This is a genomic window from Paraburkholderia atlantica, assembly GCF_009362785.1.
GTDB classification, from domain to species: Bacteria; Pseudomonadota; Gammaproteobacteria; order Burkholderiales; family Burkholderiaceae; genus Paraburkholderia; species Paraburkholderia atlantica.
In genome coordinates this window covers 36,054-56,163 of the sequence record NZ_WHNQ01000018.1, presented here as the reverse complement: position 1 = coordinate 56,163, position 20,110 = coordinate 36,054, and the positions used below count along the sequence as shown (strand labels likewise).

The window sequence follows — 20,110 nt, the reverse complement described above, 5'->3', positions numbered from 1 at the left end:
ATCTTGTCATAACAAGCTGAGTCATGTTGAAAGCCGCAGGTAATCTAGTCCCCGTCACATCGGTGCCGCTCTACGCGCAGATCAAGGAAAACCTGCGCGCACGCATCCTCGATGGCACCTATGCGCCTCACAGCCAGATGCCTTCCGAGCACGAACTCTGCGCGATGTTCGGCGTGAGTCGCATCACTGTGCGCCAGGCGTTGGGCGATCTGCAGAAAGAAGGCCTGCTCTTCAAGCTGCACGGCAAAGGCACGTTCGTATCGAAGCCGAAAGCTTTTCAGAACATCAGCTCGTTGCAGGGTTTCGCTGAAGCCATGTCTTCGATGGGCTACGAAATCGTCAACCAGTTGCGCAGTTTCCGCAACGTCAGCGCGAATCGGCAAGTGGCTGACCGGCTTCGCATCGAAGAAGGCGCGCCCGTCATCGAAATTCATCGCGTGCGTCTGCTCAATCGCGAGCCGATCTCGCTCGAGCTGACCTGGCTTCCCGAAGCGCTCGGCCAACGGCTCGCCAATGCCGACCTCGTCGCGCGCGACATCTTCCTGATTCTGGAAAACGACTGCGGCGTGCCGCTCGGCCACGCCGACATCGCGATCGACGCAATTCTCGCCGACGATGAGATGGTCGACGCGCTGCGTGTGGAAGAAGGCAGTCCGGCGTTACGCATCGACCGCCTGACGCACGACGCCAACGGTACGCCCATCGATTATGAACATCTGTACTTCCGCGGTGATGCGTTCCAGTACCGCTTCCGGATCGACCGTGAAAAGCAGGGCAAAGGCGCAACAAGCCAGGCCACAAGGAAAGCATGATGAATACACACGTACTCGAATACGACATCGTCGTGGTTGGCGGCGGAACAGCGGGCCCGATGGCCGCCGTCAAGGCTAAGGAAAGCGACCCGCACCTCAAGGTGCTGCTGCTCGAAAAGGCCAACGTCAAACGCAGCGGCGCGATTTCCATGGGCATGGATGGACTGAACAACGCCGTCATCCCGGGCCACGCGACACCCGAGCAATACACGCGCGAAATCACGATCGCTAACGACGGCATCGTCGATCAGTCCGCCGTCTATGCGTATGCGAAGCACAGCTTCAAGACGATCGAAGAACTCGACCGCTGGGGCGTCAAGTTCGAAAAGGACGGCACGGGAGACTATGCCGTGAAGAAAGTGCATCACATGGGTTCATACGTATTGCCGATGCCCGAGGGCCACGACATCAAGAAAGTGCTGTACCGGCAGTTGAAACGTGCACGGATCGCGATCACCAATCGCATCGTGGCGACGCGTCTTCTCACCGACGCACAGGGCAACGTCAACGGCGTACTGGGCTTCGATTGCCGCACAGCCGACTTCTACGTGGTACGAGCCAAGGCCGTGATCCTGTCGTGTGGCGCAGCCGGAAGGCTCGGCTTGCCCGCATCCGGCTATCTGATGGGCACGTACGAGAATCCGACCAACGCGGGCGATGGCTACGCGATGGCCTATCACGCCGGGGCCGCGCTCGCGAACCTCGAATGCTTCCAGATCAATCCGCTGATCAAGGACTACAACGGCCCCGCATGCGCGTACGTGACCGGACCGCTCGGCGGCTTCACGGCGAACGGCAAGGGCGAACGCTTCATCGAATGCGATTACTGGAGCGGGCAGATGATGTGGGAGTTCTATCAGGAACTCCAGAGCGGTAATGGCCCGGTGTTTCTCAAGCTCGATCATCTCGCCGAGGAAACGATCCAGACCATCGAGCAGATCCTGCATACGAACGAGCGACCGAGCCGTGGGCGCTTTCATGCGGGACGCGGTACCGACTACCGGCAACAGATGATCGAGATGCATATCTCCGAGATCGGCTTTTGCAGCGGACACAGCGCTTCGGGCGTGTTCGTGAACGAGCGGGCGGAAACCACCGTGCGCGGGCTCTATGCCGCTGGCGATATGGCCGCCGTGCCCCATAACTACATGCTGGGGGCCTTCACGTACGGCTGGTTCGCCGGACAGAATGCGGCCGCGTATGTCGCGGGACGCGAGCATGCGCCGCTCGATCAGGAGCAGATCGACGCAGAGCGCGCGCGCGTCTACGCACCTCTTGATCGCGAACATGGCCTTGCGCCCGCACAGGTCGAATACAAGCTGCGCCGCATGGTCAACGATTATCTGCAGCCGCCCAAGGTGACACGCAAGATGGAGATCGGCCTGCAACGCTTTGATGAAATCGCCGAAGACATTGCCGCGATCAAGGCGTCGCATCCGCACGAACTGATGCGCGCCGCCGAAGTACGCGCGATACGCGATTGCGCCGAGATGGCTGCACGTGCATCGCTGTTCCGTACGGAAAGCCGCTGGGGTCTGTATCACCATCGGGTCGACTATCCGCAGCGCAACGACACCGATTGGTTCTGCCATACCCATCTGCGCAAGGACGCAACGGGCCGCATGGTCAGCGAAAAGCGCGCCGTGGAGCCGTACATCGTGCCGCTCGACGACCAGCAACGCGGTTCCTACAGCAAGCTGCGCATTCACGACGCCAACGACATCACGCACGCGGCACCCCGGCCGCTCGCCGATGTCACCGCCTGACAGGAGCACCCGCGATGTCTTATACCCCGCACGACATTCTTCATCGAAGCTCAGCCCCCGTCACGATCGACGAAAGCAGATGCATTGCCGACAAGGGCTGCACTGTCTGCGTCGACGTGTGCCCGCTCGATCTGCTCGCGATCGACATCAGTAAAGGCAAGGCCTACATGCAGTTCGACGAATGCTGGTACTGCATGCCGTGTGAGCAGGACTGCCCGACCGGCGCTGTAAAAGTCGATATTCCGTATCTGCTGCGCTAGCGCGCCGCCGCGAGCATCCAGCCTGTTCCTTCCGAGACCAACGAAGAGCCGCCTCATGACCATCCGCCATGCCCTGCCCCGCTTCCTTGCCGCTGCCATGCTCGCCCTTGCCGCGGGCACCGTCGAGGCAGAAACGATCCGCGTCGCCATCGGCACGCAGGACACGACCATCAACTGCGCGACTGGCGGTCTATTGATTCGCGAACTCCATCTGCTCGACAGGTATCTTCCGCACGCGGGCAAGTACAAGGACGTGACATACGACGTGCAATGGAAAGACTTCACATCCGGCGCACCCATGACGAACGAAATGGTCGCGGGCAAGCTCGATTTCGGCGCGATGGCCGATTTCCCCGGTGCGCTCAATGGCGCGGCGTTCCAGAAGACTGGCCGCAAGAGCATCTTCATCGCCGTGCTGTCGGGCAGCGTCGACGGAAGCGGCAACGGCATCGTCGTGCCCGAAGGCTCGCCGTTGCATTCCATCGCCGACCTGAAGGGCAAAACGATTTCCGTGCCGTTCGCCTCGACATCGCATGGCATGCTATTGCGCGCGATCAAGGCGCAAGGCTGGAACCCGGACACGGACGTGAACATCATCACGCAGGCACCGGAAGTGGCGGGCAGCGCGCTGAAGGCGAAAAAGATCGACGCGCACGCCGACTTCGTGCCGTTCGCGGATCTTTTCCCCTATCGCGGTTTTGCGCGCAAGATCTACGACGGCGCGCAGAGTCACGCGCCAACCTATCATGGCGCACTGGTCGATGCGGCCTTTTCGCAGAAGTACCCCGAAGTGGTCGTCGCGTATCTGCGCGCCGCCATCGACGCCAACCGGCTCATCGCGCAGGACCCGGAGAAGTACAGCCTGCTGATCCAGAAGACGACGGGTATCGAAGCGCCCGTCGACTATCTCTATCATGGTCCGCTCGGTATCCAGACCCGCGACCTCACATGGAAGCCCGAATATCGCCAGGCGACTGCAACCGCAATAGAAACGCTCAAGCTTTTGAAGAAAACGGATGTCGATCTGAACGCGAACACGTTCATCGATGACCGCTACATTCGCGAAGCGTTCAAGGAATCCGGCCTCGACTACGACGCTGCGCTGAAGAACTATGCGAGGCAGCCGCTCATCGCCAACGACGCCGTCACAGGAAAGCCGATCCGCGATTTCAACGACGTGGCCCAGGTGTGGCTGGACAACGAAGACAAGGTCCGCAATTACGCGTCGCCGAAAGAAGCATTCGCGGCGCTCGGCAAGATCGCACAGTCGGGCGCAAAGCCACGCGCCGTGTTCGTCCATGACCACGCAAGCGGCCTGAAGCTGTTTGCAAACCAGGCGTGGTACGTGATGGATTCGCACGGCGCGAACACCGCATTCCTGCTAAGAGCGGGCGCCGACCGTTACGCGCAACAGGTGTCGGGATCGGTGGTCGATTACGCCGCGGCGCAATCGGGCGCTGCACAAGCCCTCGCGTCGCGCTAGGCTCATTCCATCGTCGCGCAACATCGGGACAAACTATGGCCGCCACCTTCGAACTTCAGGGCAACCGCACATCGACGCGCCGGCGCCCTTCTTTCCTCGCGCTTACGACCCTGCGGCGCACGCGGCGCGTGACATCGCTGGCGGTATGCGTCGCGCTCTGGCAGCTTGCCGTGCACTTCCAGCTATCGACGGGCTTCATCACGTTTGCCAACGTGCCCGCGCCGTCCGATGCGCTGCCCGCGCTGTGGTCGCTGCTGCATTCGCCGAAGCTGCCGATGCATCTGGCCGCGAGCATCTGGCGCGTGCTCGCGGGTTTTTGCGCGGCGGCGGTCGTGGGTGTCGGTTTGGGCCTCGCGATTGGCCGTTATCGCGCGGTCGAAGATACGGCGCTGCCTGCGCTCGAAATGCTGCGCCCGATCCCAGCCGTCGCGTGGATACCGCTTGCGATCCTGATGTTTCCGTCGTCGGAACTCAGCATGATGTTCATCACGTTCATCGGTGCGTTGTTTCCGATTCTGCTCAACACGGTGCATGGCGTGGAAGCCGTCGATCCGAGGCTCGTCGCGACTGCCCGCAGTCTCGGCACAAAATCGCTCGCGCTTTATAAGGAAGTGGTGCTGCCAGGCGCTGCGCCGGCTATATTCACGGGCCTTGCGATCGGCATGGGCACCGCGTGGTTCTGTCTGGTGACGGCGGAGATGATCGCGGGCCAGTATGGCATCGGATATTTCACGTGGGAGTCGTACACGTTGCAGAACTACCCCGACATCGTCGTCGGCATGGCGTTGATCGGAGCGCTCGGCATGGGCAGCAGCGCGCTCGTCAAGCGTCTGGGCTTTGCGCTCACCCCGTGGTACCGATTGCAGGAGAAGCAACGATGAGCAGCGTTGCTATCGAAATCGCGAACGCGCCCGCCCGCGTCAACGTGCGCGCGCTTTCTGTCGAAGTAGGACCGCCGCAAGCGCGCATCGCGACACTCGACGGACTCGACGTCGACATCGCGCCCGGCCAGTTCGTCTGCGTGCTCGGTCCTTCCGGTTGCGGCAAGTCGACCTTGCTCGCCGCGATCGCGGGGCATATCGCAGCGACACAAGGCACGATCGCCGTCGATGACGAAACGGTCGAACGCCCGCATCCCGAGCGCGGTCTCGTCTTTCAGCAACACACGCTGTTTCCATGGAAGCGCGTGATCGACAACGTCGCGTTCGGCCTCAAGATGAAGGGCGTCGGCGCGAATGAGCGGCGCAGGCAAGCCGCAGAACTGCTCGAACTCGTTGGACTTGGCGGGTTCGACTCGCACTACCCCGCGCAACTGTCCGGCGGCATGCAGCAGCGCGTCGAAATAGCGCGCGTGCTGATCAACCGGCCACGCGTGATGCTGATGGACGAACCGTTCGGCGCGCTCGACGCGCAAACGCGCCGGATGATGCAGACGCTGCTGCTCGATATCTGGACAAAGGTACGCACGACGGTTGTCTTCGTCACGCACGATATCGAAGAAGCGCTGTTTCTCGCGGATCGCATCCTGATGCTATCGAAGCGGCCCGCCCGCGTGGTCGCGGATATTCCGGTGCCGCTTGCTCGACCCCGGTCGGACGATACGACATTCGATCCAGTGTTCGTCGACATCAAGCGCCAATGCCTTTCACTGTTGCGCGACGCCAAGTGACGCCGCGCGATTCCATTATTCGACCGTTCATGTCCGCCCCGAACTTGTTGACCTACGATCCCGAAACGCTTGCACCGGAAGCCGTTGCATTCTTGCCGCGCCTGTCGGATGCCGACGCTGCGGTCCGGCGCATTGCACTGATCGAACTTGCCGACCTGGAAGACCCCGACGCGCTGCAGCCCATTGTCGCGGCGCTGATACACGACGATTCTGCCACGGTGCGCAGTGAAGCCGCACGCGTGCTCGGCGCGTGGGAAGACCCGCAAATCGTGGAAGCGCTTTGTCATGCGTTGATCGACGTCGATGGCCAAGTGCGTGAGGCCGCCGCAACGAGTCTGTCGGAACTGAAGGATCCATCTTCGGGCGCGGTGCTTTGCGCGTGGGTCGATCGACCCGAACCGTTCGTGAAGGCCGCGGTACTGCGCGCGTTGCGCGAGCTCCGTGTCGCCAATGCGTTCGCACCTGCGTTGCAAGCCCTTGCTGACGACGATCCCAGTGTGCGAATCGAAGCCGTCGGCGTGCTCGGATGGCTGAAGGATGCGCGCGCGCTCGCGCCGCTGGCCGATCTCGCCACCTCCGATTCCAGCGCCGAAATTCGGCGCGCGGCGATCGGTGCGTTGGGTTACGCACAGGGAGACGATCGCGCCATCCCGCTTGCGTTGCTGCAAGCGCTGCGTGACCCGGTGTGGCAAGTCCGTGAGGAGGCCGCGACAACACTAGGCAAGCTGCGCGTCGCATCGGCGCGCGACGCGTTGATCGCCGCGCTCGATGACGACTACTGGCAGGTGCGCCTGCGTGCAGCGCGCGCGTTGGGACAGTTGGGCGACCGTGCCGCGGCACCGCCGCTCGTAGCACTGCTGGCGCACGCGATCAGCAATCTGCGCAAGGAAGCGGCGCTCGCGCTCGGGGAACTGCGCGACCCATCGACAGCTGCGGCACTGCGCGAAGCGTCGGGCGACAGCGATCCCGAAGTGCGCAAGGCGGCCAGAATTGCGCTGCAACAGCTCGAGCCAGTGACACCATGAAGAGTCCGCGGCAGATCGAATTCGACGCTGAGACGCTAACCCTGCATTGGGATGATGGACCGGCACAACGGCTTACGTCCCGCGCGCTGCGCATGGGGTGCCCTTGCGCCGAATGCCGGCGGCGACGGCTCGATGGAACGGCGCTCGACGTGTCGCCCGATATCGTCATTCGGGAGATTCGCCCGGCCGCTTACGGCATGCAACTGGTGTTCAGCGACAAACATGAGCGTGGCATCTTTCCGTGGGTTTATGTGGCCGGGCTGCCCGAACCGGCAGCGCAATTGCAAGCAGCCTTCCCCATATCCTCGTAACGCTCACGGCGAGCTTAACCTTGCAGTGATGTCCGGTCCGGGCGGACGACAGCTTTGTCGGTCGTCGAACGGCAGCGCACGGCCAGAAAGGTGCCGCTCCTGATCTGCTGTTGAATCTGCTCAGACAGATTGCACTTAGCCCGGATGCCGTGGCTCATTGAAAAGGAATTTGTGTCCGTTCGGACATTCGCTGCCCAGCAATTAGGTGTGCGGAGGTGGGCGCCGGGCGAACGGCGAACGCATCACATCGGGCCGAGAGCAGCCCGACGCGTCAGAATATAGCAACACCGCGAGCCTGACGGCGAATTTCTCCGACATGCTGGCAAGCGTCGGATAGTCCGACTCGTTGAACAGCCCGGTGATCAAGCATTTCGATGTCACTCGGCGCATACCGCGTATCTTATGTCGCATACCGTGTAATTGAAAGCAGAGCGCGGGAGGTATCATTTTGCCAATTCCGAACAGACCCAAAGGGCGCCCAAAGCATTCACGTCGCAGTGAGTAACCCCGCGTCAAATTGCCCCGGTGCGGACATGGTTGCCACTATGACCCGCCATCTCGTCCACGTGCAGCTTCGTCAAGGATCGGAGAAAGTGATCGATGAGGTTATATCCGCTCGCGCCCGCCTACGATGCCGGCGGCATTTTCGAACTCGCCGTCGAGCCAGGGCGCCGCTTTTCTGTTGCAATCTACCGGCAGGGCATCGGAGAAGCGCTCGAGTTCCACTGCGGCATCCTTGTAGAGGACCGCGGCGCGATGGATTGCGACAGCGTGAGTGGCCAATGGGTGCTGACTTCGCCGCGCGGACGAACCGCAACGCGTTGCGACGCTGCATGGCGGTGGCCGAGCTTCCGGTTTCGCTTCGATCGAGCCGATGCGACGTCGGGGGTGTATGTCGCGGTGGCTTACGAGGTGCGCGCCAACGGCGAGCCCGTGCGCCCGCTGGGGCGCAACTGCGCCGCGCATGAGCCTCTACACGGGCTGCCGCCGGACAGCAGAAGTATGGCAATGTTGGTCGCGCGCCCTCCGCGACCATCGGCGTCGGTCGCTTACATCGTGCCTGTCGCGACGTATCAAGCGTACAACTCGATCGGCGGCGGCGGGTTTTATCACGATCCCGTTCGACGTAAGAAACCTGTCACGACCGTGACCCTGCTAAGACCAGGTGGGGGCTTCGGGGCGCAGTTCGGCGAGCCTGCCGACCCCTATGAACCTCGGTCCCCGCGCCAACAGTTCCCACACTGGGACGCGAAGTTCGTGCGCTGGCTGCAGGCGAAGAACATTGCTTGCGACTTCTACTCCGACCTGGATCTCGATGATGGTGACCGGCTTGATCTAACCCAGTATCGCTGCGTGCTTAGCGTGGGTCATCATGAATACTGGAGCAGGCGCATGCGTGACAGGATGGCCGGCTTCATTGCAAACGGCGGACACTACGCGATCTTTAGTGGAAACACCTGCTATCGGCCAATCGAATTTTCGCGCGGCAGCCCTCATGCTCCCGATCTGCGCGTGACTCGCCTCGCGGAAAACTGGCCCGGTCACGACGAAAGCGACCTGATAGGGCTCAGTTATGGTTATGGCGGCGGCTGGTGGGGAGAATGGCGTCTACTGCATGGTGGCTGGATCCGGCGCGAGCGCCCAGCAACCGGATTCCGGGTCGAGGACGCGAGTCACTGGGCGCTGGCCGGTACGGAGTTGAACAACGGGGACATTTTTGGTGCCGAAGATCGTCTGGTGGGCTACGAAGTAGACGGCTTGCCGCCGAACCCCAATGGTTTCCACGTGCTTGGCATGACAAGCGCGCTGAATGGATGGGACGTCGGCGGACGCGGCGTATTTGGCGTGCTGCAGCGGGCGGCTGGACGAGGAGTTCAGCCGGGCATCGTCTTCAACGCAGGCACGACAGATTGGGCTCGCGTCCTCATGGATCCGCACGCCGAAAGTCATGCTGTCGTCGACCGTATCACCAGCAACGTCTTCGAACGCTTGCTGGCCTATCCGAGCAATCGCGACAGACAGTCCGTTACAGCAAAGGCTTATTGACGATTCTGCCGCGCACCTAAAGTCGCGCGGGGATATCGGGTGCTGGCCTGAAGAAGCCACGTAGCGTCAGTTGGTTTGACATGAGAGCCGACCATGCTTAATCCGACAGATAGAAGAGGAGTGTACGGACTCCTCGGTAAAGCCATAAAGTGGCCTGTTAAAAGGTTTGTCCCCCCAGCGATCAAGGCCAGGATACTGCCGGCTCACAGCGTCTCAATCTCGGATGCGACGTGGAATCAGGCGTACGGCTCGGGCACCTGGGATTATCTGGGGACGACGCAGGAGATTGCCCGCTATAGCGTGATCGCCGGGTATTGCAAGCACCTGAAACCCGCCGCGCGAGTGCTCGACGTTGGATGCGGCGCTGGCGTTCTTGCAAGTTGGCTTTCGGGCGCCTCGACTTCTAGCTATTTCGGCGTCGATCTTTCCGAAGTCGCCATTGAGCAGGCCCGCCAGGCGAATATCGATGGAGCGGAGTTCGCCGTCGCCGATGCCACTACCTTCGAGCCTTCGCAGGTATTCGACGTCATCGTCTTCAACGAGATGCTTTATTACCTGGAGAACCGGAGGAACAGATTCGTCGACTCGCGCGCTGTCTCGCGCCCGGTGGGATATTGATCGTCAGTATCTGGTATCACGACGACGGAATACGGACGTGGAACAGGTTGAAGGCGGCCTTCGACGAACTCGATCGTGTCCGTATCACACACGCGTCGACGCGATTCAAATGGGACGTGGCCGTGCTGAAGTTGCGGTAAATTTTGCGCGCATGCATCTGATCAAATGCCGCCCCTGAGCGGCCGCCTCGAGCCACGCTGTTCTGGAAAATCGCAGGCATCGCCCGCGCCCCAAAGGGCGCCCGCACCCTCCGTTGCGGACGTGCCGGCATCCGTCGCGTCTCAGCTCAAAGTCCCAAAGTCACGGCGCGGCGTTTGTTTCTGAGTACGAGAAAGTGAAAATGCTTCGCAAGGAATCGCGCGGCGCAACTGAGGACCCAAGGGTGATGCAATGTGTGCCGAAAGGCTTGTGCGAAACGCCTTTCACGAACTGCCTCGGTGACATCGACCCAGCGAAGCTGGGTTTCGAGGGTTCGCTGCCGATGCGCACACGCGTGGGCTAACCTTCCTGACAGCGCGTGCGATTCGCGGAAACGCGCGTTTGCTTCGAGCATGCCTCGAAGCGCCCGTCGATCCGCTGACTTGTCTGTGGAAAGCGAATCATCACGTCTGCGATAGTGGTAACCCATAGCCGGATAGACGACCATTTCCCCTTCGTGCCTGACCAACACGCGCAACAAGAGATCGAAGTCTTCGGCGGAGCGAACCCGCTCGTCATACCGAAGCTCGGACAGCAGTTCGGTTCTGATCATGGGCTGCAGATAGCCGAGTTGCGGCGCTTTGACAAGCGCAACGGCATCGACAGTCCTCGCGGTCCGCAGGCCAAGCAGCGAATACCCGGTCAGCGAGCCGCTTTCGCTCATGATGAGCAAGTCGTCCGCTACAATGCCCGCGCCGTCCGATTCGGCCCTTGCGAGCATCGACTGAAGGCGTCCGTCCGCAAACACATCATCACTGTCGAGGATCGTGATCCAGCGTCCTCGCGCACATGCCAGCGCACGGTTGCGCGCGACCGAGGGCCCCGCGTTGGAAGAAGATGTGAGGAGAACGATACGTGGGTCGTTAGCAGCAGCGGCGCGGACAATCTCAGTGCTGGCGTCGGTTGACGCATCATCAACAACGATCAGTTCCCAATCCGCGAGGCTCTGTCTCTGGACCGACCTGATCGCCTCTCCGATCCAGTTCTCTCCATTGAAGTTGGCCATCACGACAGTGACAGAAGGGGCCAACGCGGAAATGCTCGTACGATTCGCGGTGGCTGGCTCCTTGTCGTCGAAACCGCTTTGAAGTGCCGCCGATGCGAGATTTTTGCCCTTTACGCTCATAGTCATGGTTCTGACGCAAGTTTGCAAAGATTGTCGGACTGCGTTCTGCTAAAGACGGGATAGGCGGAAATAGCGCGGGCGATGCCGTATCGCACCCCCAAAGCGAGGGTGGAGATTTTCCAGATCGACGGGTTGCCTGCGACGATGCCCTCGCAGTCGGACTACCCAAGTAATAGAGGCAAAGCCCCGCTGAGTCGACAGATATTTGGTGGTCTCGGTGCGCGCCCCCACATATAACGATCGAATGGTGCGGGTTTGTCCTGGATAGGTGTGCGACGTATTCAGCACTGCCGATGGCAATGAACAGGCCGAGGAATCCTGTGAGATCCTGCCAACACCACGGCGGTTTTACACGCAGGTCAGATGAAATCTGACCGTCCTGGCGCGGCCCCAACATATGCAAAACAGGTCGAAGCCAATTTAACGCAGAAGCCGAGTGAAGCGCCACTTTCCATATGTAAGTAGTGTAAGTGGCAGTTGAAACGCAACAGCAAACGTCGCATTCGGGTTGATTCTGTTGAAAAACCCGCCCAAGAAGCGAGATTTTGGCTATCCTGGAAGACATCGATCGACGGGAGTGCATCGTCATGATAGGTCTATATCACTGATCGCTTTTACAGCTCGGTCTTCCTTGACCCATGCGCGCATCCGTCGCTCGATTGCCGCGACCTGCTCATCCAGTTTTGTGAGCCCATTCCACTGCTCACGTAGCGTATCGATTAGCGCTGCTGGGAGACGCTCGGCAACCCTTGCCAGCACGTCCGGTATAGCCTTATCCAATGCCACCCGGCCTTTGCCCATCACTTCACCATATTCGGTGAGCAGTCCCCGCAGACTGTTGATTTGCATCGTGCGGAATTTCACTAGCTGGTCCGCATCCGGTGCAGAGCCAACATTGCCTGCTGCATTTCGGTCTTCACTGCGATCGGCTTGCTGGGCTGCTGTGCAGCCAGCCAGATCGCTCGTGCGTCAGCTGCGTCATTCTTGTTACGTGTATTGAACGCCTTCACGAAGGCCGCCGGTATCAGCTTTACCTGATGGCCCATCTTCGTAAACTGTCTCGCCCAGTGATGCGCTCCGCTAGACGCCTCCATCCCGATCATGCATTGAGCACGGTTCGCAAAGTGCTCCAAAAATCTCGCGCGTCTGATCGGCTTATTCACGATCTCGCCTGTCTCTTCGTCGATGTAATGCACCTGAAACACATTCTTCGCGATATACACACCCACCGTCGTACAGCTCATTTTGGGTTCCTCCAGGCGCCGGTACACCCGTAGATTTTGTGCCCCGAACGTTGTTTCTATTGGTCTCGAAGTCACGACGTCTTCTGAACCGACGCGTGGGCGGGACGCGTTCATTTCATTCAACAGGCTGGCGGTCAGGATAGGCTCTTCTATTCATTTAACCTGGACAGTCATGTCCCGCATGACCACCTTCACGAAAACGCCAAGCCCGCTACGCAAGTCTATGACGCATCGACTCCGTTCAGTGAGGCTACCCCGTGCTCGTTTGATCCCTACGTGTTGAACCCCGCGGGAACGAATTACAACGTGCCGAACTTCCACCGCATTATCGTTCACGGACAGACCACGCCGATGGAATGGACGAAGTTCACGTTTGATCCGACGAAGAACGCACCGAACGGGCTCGATGCCGTTCTCGTGGTCGCGGCAGAAAGTTGCGCTGAACTAATTGCCAATATGATTCGCCGAGGGTTTGCCGAGACAAACCTATCGTCGTGATATTTGACGAGGGCGAATCGAGTTCGACCAGCTGCTGCGGAGCCCATCGCTGTCGATCGGGGCCACTCCGCGGCGTCCGACAACAAGTGCAACCGCCGCGGATTCCGTGCAGACTCCAGCTCTCGAGAGAATGGAGCCGTGAACAGGAAAGTACCGAAGTTTTCCCTGGAAGTCCCGGAGCAAGACGCGCCCCGGGTGCGCGATCAGCGTAGCGAACATCCGTCAATGGGGCCGCGGTCGACCAGTACAACAATGAACGTGAACATCAGGGACGATGGTGTTACGGCAAGGCCCCGATGCGCACCTTTCTCGATTCACTACAGCTCGTCAGGGAGAAACTCATTCCCATTGATCGCGTCTTCTCTGTCGGCCCAGACTACCTGTCAGATCGAGTTCCAGCTAACACACTTCAGCTATGGGATTCGTGAAACAGGGGCAAGGTCACTTTCCGGCCCTGAACGCTCCCCAAGATCATTGGAAAGATACCCCGTGGAAAAGTGCTCATCGTCCACACCCTCTGGACGTTCGTCGCTTCCGGTTCGCAGACCGCGAAAAAAGTAACCTGCGGGCGCCTTTTTATCGCAAGAATAAGCCTATTTTCCGCCGTGCTCTAACCTCCGGCCCACTTCCTGCCGACATCCAGTAGTATCTCTTACCTGACGAGAGGCTCGAAAAGGTAATTACTACCGAATCACTATCGCTTATTCCCTTTTTGCGAATTCGCTCGCTGGCTGCGCAAAGGCAGGTCAAGTGAGGATCGCTCCGGTAATCGAAATCCCTCCGACAAGCAGTTCGATAGAAAACGCGGCGCCTTGATGAACGCCTGGGAGCCGTCGTCCGATCGTATTGCAGCGGTTTGATAAGCATACCGAATTAAAAAGTGCAACCACTTTCTGGCGCACGTCAGACCCGTGTGACTCGAGTGCTTACCAACTGAATTTGGCCGGGTCTTCCGGCTGCGGATTATTTCTGTGATCAATCGACGACGATTTCTCGGCTGCCTGACGGCAGCTGCAAGCAGCTATGTACTGGTGGCGTGCGGTGGCGGGAGCAACGGCGACGCCACTGCGCCTGGCAGCAACAGCAGTGCGGCCAAGGCAAACGCCAGCGTATCCGCCTCACCTAACGGCACGACAACCCCGCCGGCAGCGTCCATTGTCGACGCCTCCGGCATCGTGTGGACGACCTCGAACGGGTATATCTACAGGAACGGGACCAAAGACCCCTACTCGTACAACGTCACAATGCTGCTGTGGTACAACGGCAGCGTCTTCCAGCAGAACACGAGCGGGGATTACTATGTGTGGCTTGGGACGGGGTGGACAAACTCTGTCGATCCGCGCCTCATTGCGGCCAACGGTACGACTTCTGCCAACGGCACGACAACCCCGCCGGCGTCCGCCATTGTCGACGCCAGCGGCAGTGTGTGGATGACCGCCAACGGGTATATCTACAGGAACGGGACCAAAGACCCCTACTCGTACAATGTCGTGATGCTGCTGTGGTACAACGGCAGCGTCTATCAGCAGAACACGAGCGGAGATTTCTATCAGTGGATTGGGTCGGGATGGACACCGGCTTCCAATCCCTGCCTCGGGGGCACTTCGGCCAACGGCACGACAACCCCGCCTGCGGCGTCCATTGTCGACGCCAGCGGCATCGTGTGGATGACCTCCAACGGGTATATCTACAGGAACGGGATCAAAGACCCGTACTCGTACAACGTCGCGTTGCTGCTGTGGTACAACGGCAGCGTCTACCAGCAGAACACGGGCGGGGATTTCTACAAATGGCTTGGGACGGGCTGGACACCCTCTGTCGATCCGCGCGTCGGGAGTAATATTTCGGCCAACGGCACGACAACCCCGCCGGCGACGTCCATTATCGACGCCTCCCGCATCGTGTGGACGACCTCCAACGGGTATATCTACAGGAACGGGACCAAAGACCCCTACTCGTACAACGTCACAATGCTGCTGTGGTACAACGGCAGCGTGTACCAGGAAAACACGAGCGGCAATTTCTATCAGTGGCTTGGGTCGGGATGGACGTCGTGTATCGATCCGCGCCTTGGCGGCACTTCGGCAGACGGCACGACGATTCCGTCCGCCGCCTACATCATCGACAAGTCCAGCAACATCTGGACGCTTTCGAACGGCTATATCTACAAGAACAAGGTCAAGGATCCGTCCTCCTCCAACGTGAGCCTGCTGTTGTGGTATGGCGGCATGATCTACCAGTCGGGGACGGGCGGGCAGTTCTCTGTCCTGACATGGAACGGCAACTGGTTACCGTGTACGGACCCGCGTATCGCCGCGGCGGCGACGCCGGGCGCGTTCTACGGCATCAACGGGCACTACGATTATCCGTTTACGCCCGCGCAGGTCGTCGGCGCGCTGCGTGCGCTAGGATGCACGACGTATCGCGTCGGCGTTTTCAACACGCCGACCCAGATAAACGCGTTGGTAGCCCTGGCAAGCGCTTTCAAGTCCGCCGGACTGACGCTTTTCCCGCTCGTCGAATACGGGCTCCGTGACACAAACAACAACCTGTACACGAGTGAATCGGCGGCCTATCAGGCTTCATTCTCAGGGGCTGCGGCGATTGCCACGGCCCTGGCGCCGTATGGCGTCACGATGTACGAATGTGGCAATGAACTGACCCGCGACGGGGCGATCATCCTGAATTCGGCAACGGCCGGAACAGGCAGGGGCGACTTCAACAACGCGAACTGGCCGATCATGCGCGGCGCGATGCGCGGCATGATCGATGGCATCAAATCCGTGCAGCCGAACGCCAAGTGCGGTATCAACTTCTGCGTGGCGGATATCGCCGCCTCCGACATGCTATGGGATGGCTTGCAGCCGAATGGAACGAGCGGTTACCCTAAGGTTCGCTGGGACATCACGACGTGGCACAACTACCAGCCTTATGGCGATATCTTCGACGTAGGCTCGGACGGTGCCGGTCCAGGCTTCAACCTGCCGATCTACTGCAAGGCGCGCTATGGAGTGCCGTTCATCATCTCCGAATGGAACGCCGCCCCCGAAGATACCGAAGCGTTCCGCGCGACCTACGTCAGTCAGCAACTCGGCGAATTCTATGCGGCGCGCAAGACGTCTGCGGTTCAGTCGGTGATGTACTACGACTTGACGAGTGGTGACCAGACGTTCGGCATCGTCTCGAACAGTCTGGTACCGATCCAGCCGACTTACGGTGCGTTCCAGAGCTTCGTCGCAGCGAATCCTGACACCTGAGCTGATGCGGACGCCAGAGTCGGTATTCGCGATCGTCACGGCACTAGCATGTCTCGATATGCCGAATGTGCGTAAACGCTAGCGTTTTCGCACCTGGCTTCTGCGTTTGAGAAGGTCCGCAATTGCGTCGGCAGCGAACGCTTCGAACGCTGCGAACGCAAATCACGGCTGGGACGACCGGAGCTTTCTTGAGTCTGCGGGTGACACGCATTGGTGGCGGCAATCACGGTTTCGATTCCGCAAATGGCTCAATGAGACGGGATCGCTTCGGAGTTTGACAATGGGGGCTACACCGGAACCCGCTACTAATTTCCGGAACGTGCGGAAAAGCTGCGCGTCATCGTTCAACGTTTTTCCAGTTCTAGAGGTTCGATATGGGAAGTCTCAGCATCGGTCATTGGCTAATCGTTCTGGCCATTATTGCGCTTGTTTTCGGCACCAAGAAATTACGTACCGCCGGTTCCGACCTGGGCTGTGCCTTCAAAGCATTCAAGGAAGGCATGGGTGGTGGGTCACCGTCGACCACTAATGCAGCCGCGGCCCAGCCGACGATTGATGTTCAGGCGAAGGATGTAATCGCGAAGTAACGGACCCGCCAAATTAGCATCCAGAGCCACAGCCTCCGGTTCACAGAAATTCGCTCGTTTCTGCGGTGTGCTCGGTACAAGCCCCGATCTCGCCGATATCCTGCCAGGCGGCCGCGCCGAGATCGTCCCACTCAATGTGAACAATAACAAGCCTGCGGTGCCGGCTCCAAACGCAGTTGATGGTTGAGAGTGTGAGTTCGGCGATGCAGGTAGCAGGCGTCCGGCCGCTCGAGAGCTCCGCCGTCGGCAATCCGCCACATTGCTGACCTAAAATCCAGCCCGCTCCAATGTCGGCTCTGGCCGAGATGTACTCATAAGATATCGGGCAGGTTCCCGAGCGAACCGGTCGTAAGAGTGGGGATTTGTTGGATGGGCAAGTGGCAACAACTGGACCGGCTTCAGCCCGATTGAATCGATAGCATTCAGATGAACATTTCACTCCAGATTACCCACAGATTGACACTCTGGATTCCTGAATAAAATTCCAAACCACCACCGCAATCTGAGCCCACAGGCAATACGTGGCGATAACGACGCGCCTGTCGCGCCATTTCCAGATACCGTCACGTATACCGTCAACACCTCTGACGGTATCTGGCGGGCCTCTGTGCAAGCTGCCTGCGTATACCGTCAGAAATACCGTCAAATTGCGCCCGCTGGCATTTCCGGGCAATACAGATCGAAACGAAGAAAGCCCCATGGGCTTTTTCTGAGGTCCGTCAAGCCGATACCGTCAGGTATACCGTCACCGCACGTGTACTGAAAAAATCGTCCGAGCCTCCTGCCTGTCAGAGTGTTCCCTGCTTGTCAGACACGTTCCCATTGTAAACATGTTGCGGATCGACGCGCTGCCGATGCGGGCTGCGCGTCACGCGAGGTGCTCAGAAGTAGTGCATGATGCCGAAGTAGCCACCTTGCTGGTTGTGTCCCGGCAGCGGCTGGGACTCGGCCGTCTCCACCGGGAAGGCCGCGTTCTTGCCGTTGAACATCGCCCCGACTGTCAGATACATGAAGGTTCGCTTCGACAGGTTGTAGGTCGTGCCGAGGACGCCGAGATTGCCCGTGCCCCCGCCATGATTCACGTTGCCGTGAAACCAGCCGGCCTGGAAAGCGAGAGCGGGGGTCGCCTGATACGACGCACCGAGCCACACCTGCTCGCTACGTGTCGCGGCGTACGGGTTGAACGTCGTTGCGACCGTATCGGCACCGGATGAAACGAGCGCCTGATAGCCGGTATAGAACTTGACCGCGCTTAGCTGATACGTGACGCCGGCCATATACTCACGCGATGCCGAGTAGAGGTCGGAGAACTTGCCGTTGGCGTCGCGTATCTCTTCATAGACGCCGTAAACCGCAAGGTTCGCGAGCGTATATTGAGCGCTTGTGCTGAACTGGCGATTGGCAGGGAAGTTTCCGGCCTGGCCGCCAAAGCCGTTCTGCACGCGAAACGACAGCCCCGACCAGTTCGGCGAGTTATAGGTGACGACGTTCGAGCGCGGCCCCCACGCCCGGCCGAACGCGAAGTTGCCGATCCCCGTCGCCTGTTCGCCGAACGGATCGATGTACCAACCCGTCTCGTCCGTGAGGGACATCGCGCGACCGAACCAGACGCTGCCCAGCTTGTCGCTCGCGAGGCCGACGTACGCGTCGCGGGTGAAGATGGTGTCCGGCGGGATTTCACCTGTCCCGGAGGTGAACAGACTCTCGAGTTTGAACACCACGTGCAGGCCGGCACCCAGGTCTTCGTCGCCCTTCAGGCCGAACCAGCTGTATCCGTACTGATTGCTGCCGAAGCGCAAATTATTCTTGGAGCCCTCCGGCGTCGCGACGTTGGTGACGTAGTCGAGTCCGCCCGCGATTCGTCCGTACAGCGTCACCGTGCTTTGCGCGTACGCACTTCCGATGCCAAGCGTCGTCAATGCAGCCAAACAAGCTAACCTTTTCATTTTGTTATCCCTCAACAAAGATATCTGCAGAGGTGTTTGAATGCCTCCGCCGGGCCACTTCATGCAGTTTTCGAGGCCCACACCCAAGGTCATTCCGCTCGCTGCAACGGAAAGGCCGTGGGGCCGGTCAATCATCTACATCGATTTTCATCAACATTTGATGCGTCTTATTTGAATCTGCAGTCCTAACTATAGGACGTGTCTTTTTATCGGCACGCCACTCGCCGTCAGTCAACGGCCGTGGCCCTCTACGCGCTCGGCACCATCACCAGCGTGACCTCCGGCGCGGCGCCGCCATTGCTTATCTGCGCGTGCTTTTGAGTGTGCGCAGGAGGGTCGGCGAATAGCGGGTCGTCGTCGCCAGCAGGATCGCCCCGGCCTGGACCAGCAACTGAACCGCTTCACCCGCGCCGAGCGCCATCACGAGCTGGCCCAGTTGGGCCATGAACAGCGCAGCCATGGCGCTCGCAATGACACTGCCTTTGCCTCCGGTAAAGGGTGTGCCGCCGACGACCACGGCCGCGATCGCGGGCAGCAGATAGTCATTGCCCGACGTCCCGGACGCGCTGCCGATGAACCCCGCAAGCAACATCCCCGCCGCGGAAAAACACACGGCCGAAGCAAGGTAAGCGCCGATCCGGTACTTCAGCACGTGGATGCCTGCCGCTTCGGCCGCCCGAGGATTGACACCCACCGCGACGAACCTGCGTCCCACCGTGGTCTTGCGCGTGATGACCCACGCGGACGCTACGAATACGAAAGCGAACCAGACGTTGGCCGGAAGACCCAGCAATTGAGCGTGCGAGATGGTTTGCATGACGGTTGGGACATCGACCGGCACACTCCCGGTCAACGAGCGCACGCAGCCGATCAGCAGTGCGTTGACGGCCATGGTCGCGACGAGTGGCGTAATGGCGACCCGCGAGATCAGCGCTCCGTTGATGATGCCGACGATACCGCCCACAAAAACGGTGAAGACGACGGCCAGCAAGATCGAGTTGAACGCTAACCCGCTGCGGGCCATGATCACGCCCGCCAGCGAAACCATGCCGATTGCCGACATGTCGAGCCCGCGTTGCTGGATGACGAGGGTCTGGCCGGTCGCGACGATCGCGAGGATACCCGCGAACGGCAGCATAGCCAGGATCGAGCCGCGCGTCATCGTGCCTGGCGCAACCACGGCGCTGATCCCGAAGAGCAGGACGAGCCCCACCCAGATCCATGAGAATTCGTCCATTGCGGGAAGTCGCAGCTGCTTCAATTT

16 protein-coding genes and 2 pseudogenes are annotated in these 20,110 nt (G+C 60.0%); 14 read left to right on the top strand and 4 right to left on the bottom strand.

Annotation, left to right across the window (positions count from 1 at the left end; translation table 11 throughout):
• The first annotated feature begins 23 nt into the window (after positions 1-23).
• The 10 genes from GCT19_RS23900 to GCT19_RS23855 all read left to right on the top strand — a co-directional run bounded on the left by GCT19_RS23900 (position 24) and on the right by GCT19_RS23855 (position 9,990).
• The gene (locus GCT19_RS23900; RefSeq protein WP_018433233.1) at positions 24-812 is read left to right on the top strand and encodes a GntR family transcriptional regulator; all 789 of its coding nucleotides are present in this window, start codon (positions 24-26) and stop codon (positions 810-812) included.
• Positions 812-2,578: a fumarate reductase/succinate dehydrogenase flavoprotein subunit gene (locus GCT19_RS23895; protein ID WP_020565948.1), complete on the top strand. Its 1,767-nt coding sequence runs from the start codon at positions 812-814 to the stop codon at positions 2,576-2,578. Before GCT19_RS23900 ends, GCT19_RS23895 begins: the two co-directional genes overlap by 1 nt.
• A gap of 14 nt (positions 2,579-2,592) precedes the next feature.
• Positions 2,593-2,838 carry a 4Fe-4S dicluster domain-containing protein gene (locus GCT19_RS23890; RefSeq protein ID WP_018433236.1) on the top strand — a complete coding sequence of 82 codons (246 nt, stop codon included), beginning with the start codon at positions 2,593-2,595 and terminating at the stop codon, positions 2,836-2,838.
• Positions 2,839-2,893: 55 nt separating this feature from the next.
• Entirely contained in the window at positions 2,894-4,321 is a 1,428-nt protein-coding gene (locus GCT19_RS23885) for an ABC transporter substrate-binding protein (RefSeq protein WP_152853275.1), read from the top strand.
• A 35-nt stretch (positions 4,322-4,356) separates the two neighbouring features.
• Positions 4,357-5,202, top strand: a complete 846-nt coding sequence (locus GCT19_RS23880) for an ABC transporter permease (protein WP_152853274.1) — start codon at positions 4,357-4,359, stop codon at positions 5,200-5,202.
• Positions 5,199-5,990, top strand: coding sequence for an ABC transporter ATP-binding protein (locus tag GCT19_RS23875; RefSeq protein ID WP_018433239.1), 792 nt, complete (start codon positions 5,199-5,201; stop codon positions 5,988-5,990). The genes GCT19_RS23880 and GCT19_RS23875 overlap by 4 nt, the downstream gene beginning before the upstream one ends.
• A 29-nt stretch (positions 5,991-6,019) precedes the next feature.
• Positions 6,020-7,015, top strand: coding sequence for a HEAT repeat domain-containing protein (locus GCT19_RS23870; RefSeq protein WP_018433240.1), 996 nt, complete (start codon positions 6,020-6,022; stop codon positions 7,013-7,015).
• Entirely contained in the window at positions 7,012-7,326 is a 315-nt protein-coding gene (locus GCT19_RS23865) for a DUF971 domain-containing protein (protein ID WP_152853273.1), read from the top strand. The genes GCT19_RS23870 and GCT19_RS23865 overlap by 4 nt, the downstream gene beginning before the upstream one ends.
• Positions 7,327-7,926: 600 nt before the next feature.
• Positions 7,927-9,372 (top strand): N,N-dimethylformamidase beta subunit family domain-containing protein, encoded by a 1,446-nt coding sequence (locus GCT19_RS23860; RefSeq protein ID WP_152853272.1) that lies wholly within the window; start codon positions 7,927-7,929, stop codon positions 9,370-9,372.
• Between the two features lie 93 nt (positions 9,373-9,465).
• A complete protein-coding gene (locus GCT19_RS23855) occupies positions 9,466-9,990 on the top strand; it encodes a class I SAM-dependent methyltransferase (RefSeq protein ID WP_227749319.1) in 525 nt (174 codons plus the stop codon).
• A 286-nt stretch (positions 9,991-10,276) separates the two neighbouring features.
• On the opposite strand, the gene GCT19_RS23850 is transcribed toward GCT19_RS23855, so the two are convergent.
• Both GCT19_RS23850 and GCT19_RS23845 read right to left on the bottom strand, forming a co-directional pair.
• The gene (locus tag GCT19_RS23850) at positions 10,277-11,314 is read right to left on the bottom strand and encodes a glycosyltransferase family 2 protein (RefSeq protein WP_152853271.1); all 1,038 of its coding nucleotides are present in this window, start codon (positions 11,312-11,314) and stop codon (positions 10,277-10,279) included.
• A gap of 597 nt (positions 11,315-11,911) precedes the next feature.
• Positions 11,912-12,558, bottom strand: a pseudogene (locus GCT19_RS23845) (IS110 family RNA-guided transposase); the annotation flags it as partial.
• 276 nt (positions 12,559-12,834) lie between these two features.
• Between GCT19_RS23845 and GCT19_RS23840 the strand changes: the two are divergent.
• From GCT19_RS23840 to tatA, 4 genes and pseudogenes are all read left to right on the top strand, one after another.
• The gene (locus GCT19_RS23840) at positions 12,835-13,056 is read left to right on the top strand and encodes a hypothetical protein (protein ID WP_152853270.1); all 222 of its coding nucleotides are present in this window, start codon (positions 12,835-12,837) and stop codon (positions 13,054-13,056) included.
• Between the two features lie 230 nt (positions 13,057-13,286).
• A pseudogene (locus tag GCT19_RS45085) lies at positions 13,287-13,403 on the top strand (IS481 family transposase); the annotation flags it as partial.
• Between the two features lie 624 nt (positions 13,404-14,027).
• A complete protein-coding gene (locus GCT19_RS42865; protein WP_193727443.1) occupies positions 14,028-16,313 on the top strand; it encodes a hypothetical protein in 2,286 nt (761 codons plus the stop codon).
• A gap of 374 nt (positions 16,314-16,687) precedes the next feature.
• Positions 16,688-16,900: a Sec-independent protein translocase subunit TatA gene (tatA, locus tag GCT19_RS23830; RefSeq protein WP_018433246.1), complete on the top strand. Its 213-nt coding sequence runs from the start codon at positions 16,688-16,690 to the stop codon at positions 16,898-16,900.
• Positions 16,901-17,781: 881 nt separating this feature from the next.
• Here tatA and GCT19_RS23825 read toward each other — a convergent pair.
• The gene (locus GCT19_RS23825) at positions 17,782-18,846 is read right to left on the bottom strand and encodes a porin (protein WP_026228246.1); all 1,065 of its coding nucleotides are present in this window, start codon (positions 18,844-18,846) and stop codon (positions 17,782-17,784) included.
• A gap of 301 nt (positions 18,847-19,147) precedes the next feature.
• Positions 19,148-20,083 (bottom strand): ABC transporter permease, encoded by a 936-nt coding sequence (locus tag GCT19_RS23820; RefSeq protein WP_227717633.1) that lies wholly within the window; start codon positions 20,081-20,083, stop codon positions 19,148-19,150.
• Positions 20,084-20,110 lie beyond the last annotated feature (27 nt).